The 2,034-nt window shown below is 66.4% G+C and carries 1 protein-coding gene; it reads right to left on the reverse strand.

Annotated features, from left to right (window positions below):
- Nucleotides 1-425 precede the first annotated feature (425 nt).
- On the reverse strand, nucleotides 426-1,337 hold the full coding sequence (locus AB0O34_RS36735) for a replication initiator (RefSeq protein ID WP_363923612.1): 912 nt from the start codon (nucleotides 1,335-1,337) through the stop codon (nucleotides 426-428).
- Nucleotides 1,338-2,034 lie beyond the last annotated feature (697 nt).

Here is a 2,034-nt window from a genome sequence, read left to right on the forward strand (position 1 = left end):
GCCACATGACCACGGTCGATCGCTCTATCGGGCTGCCTCAGGCTGAATAGCTACGTTTCGCGAGTGGTAGCGAAGACGCGTTGGTCGCAAGCACCCCTAGCGGGAAGACGCTGACCTTTGGTCCTCCTGCTTGTCACGCCAAGACTTGGATCATCAAGCCTTGAGGTCTGGCCGTAGTGAGGCATGGACTAACCGATGGCCTGCCAGAGGTCTCGTCAGCGGAGCTGACCTTCCAAGTGCGGACGTCGGTCACATCGAGCCTCTCCGCTATGTCCTCGCGATAGCGTCCTGACTGGCGTAGGTGCCTAGGCGCGTCCGCAGGGCCTCTGGGGCATGCTGTGACTGTCTCGATCCAGAGTGCTAGCGCGATCATGCATATTCGCAGTTCAGACCCGGTCTTTACTACGTGGTAAGAGACTGGTGGTTTACTTGGCGATGTAGCCGGCGACCGCCTGCTCTGTCAGTTCCCCGTGCATGGCGATGGGCCGGACGTCGAGCTGTGTCCCCCAGCGCAGAACGCGGGCAGGCTCACCGGCCAGGGCAGGAACGGGGACGCTCACCGCGCCGGCCGCGTGGCGGACCGCTTGCGCCAGGGCGTCACGGTCGGCCCAGGCCGGAGGCGGGCCGTCGGGTCCGCCGGGGCCGTCGAGGCGGATGACGGCGTGGAAGTGGACGACGCCGCGGCGTTGGTACTCGACGACTTTGGCGAAGGAGACGACCAGGTGTTCGCCCAGCTCTTTGACGGTGAGGCCGTGGAGTTTGGCCAGGTGGCGACGCAGGGCGAGGGTGAAGCGGCGCCACAGCTCGGGAGCCAGGGCGTTGAACGTCACGCTAGCGGCGTAGTCGTAACACTCCGGGCAGAGGGGTTCGCCGAGGCGGCTTTCCTGGTCGCCGTGTCGGGCGGTGCAGGAGATGACGCGCCCGTGCGGGCACTCCTCAGCGTCGCGCCGGGGGTGGCAGGGCAGGACCTTGCCACTCTGTTCGCGCCGGGTGTGGACGGGGCCGAAGGAGGGGGCGGTGAGGGTGACGAACAGCGCCGGGTGAGCGCTGACCGAGGCGGGAACGCCCTTGCCGCCGGCCAGGCCCGCGCGGATGAGCTGGTAGGTGTCGGCGCGGTAGATCTCGGCGCAGGCCGGGCAGCGCGAGGCCCGCCGGCTCTTGCACTGGACGCGCAGGACGCCGCCGGGTTCGCGGTTGGTGTTGTAGGTGTGCAGGACGTGGCCGGTCGCGGCGTCGATGTGCCGGACCCGTCCGCGCAGGTGGATCGGTTGGCGGCATCCGCCGGTCGCGCGGATCCAGCCAGCTTGGTGGCGAACTCGTCTTCGGCGGTCCCTCACCGGCATAGCCCGGCGTGCGGTCGAACTCCGCATGCCGTAGGCGGGAGCCCTGCCTGGCAGGCGAGCAGGAAAACTGGTCGCCGACGTGTTGTGGACGCAACGGTCGCCCGAGTTCGGCGGTGAAGACGCAACCGCTGTCGCCGCTGTTGTAGCGGTGCAGGAAGTCTCCGAGGGCATCGGTCCGTTCGTCATTGCTGGCGTAGGGCCGTAGGTGGGCCCATTCCTCTACCAGGCGCCCGACGGCATCGAATCGATCCGTTTCCCTGTGAAAGTTCGACACAGGTCCATGGTCCTGAGCATGCCGATTATCGATCTTGGACCCGTGTTCGAGGCGTCCAACGCAGCCTGAAACTTACATGACGACTAGGACCGCGTGATCTCATCGGGCGTGATGGGAGTCAGACGGCCGAGGGATTCGATCTCTGTGGAACCCTGAGCATTGACGGGTGGGAGCTTGGGCCTTATATGTGATGTCGGCCATGCCGTCGAATCGATACGACGATCCCATTACGAGGAGACAGGATGCCCCCCTCAAGCCGTCGGCTTTCACCGACGAACGGCGACAGCCTGAACGGCCGGGCGGTGGGGCCCGCGGAGGGGCAGCCGGACCCGGGAAGTGCCTCACAAACGGGATTCACCCGGAAGGATTACCGATGAAGCGGAGCGACCCCTCCTCCCGTCCTCGACGTACGGCGAG

It is taken from the genome of Sphaerisporangium sp. NPDC088356, from assembly GCF_040685555.1.
GTDB lineage: Bacteria > Actinomycetota > Actinomycetes > Streptosporangiales > Streptosporangiaceae > Sphaerisporangium.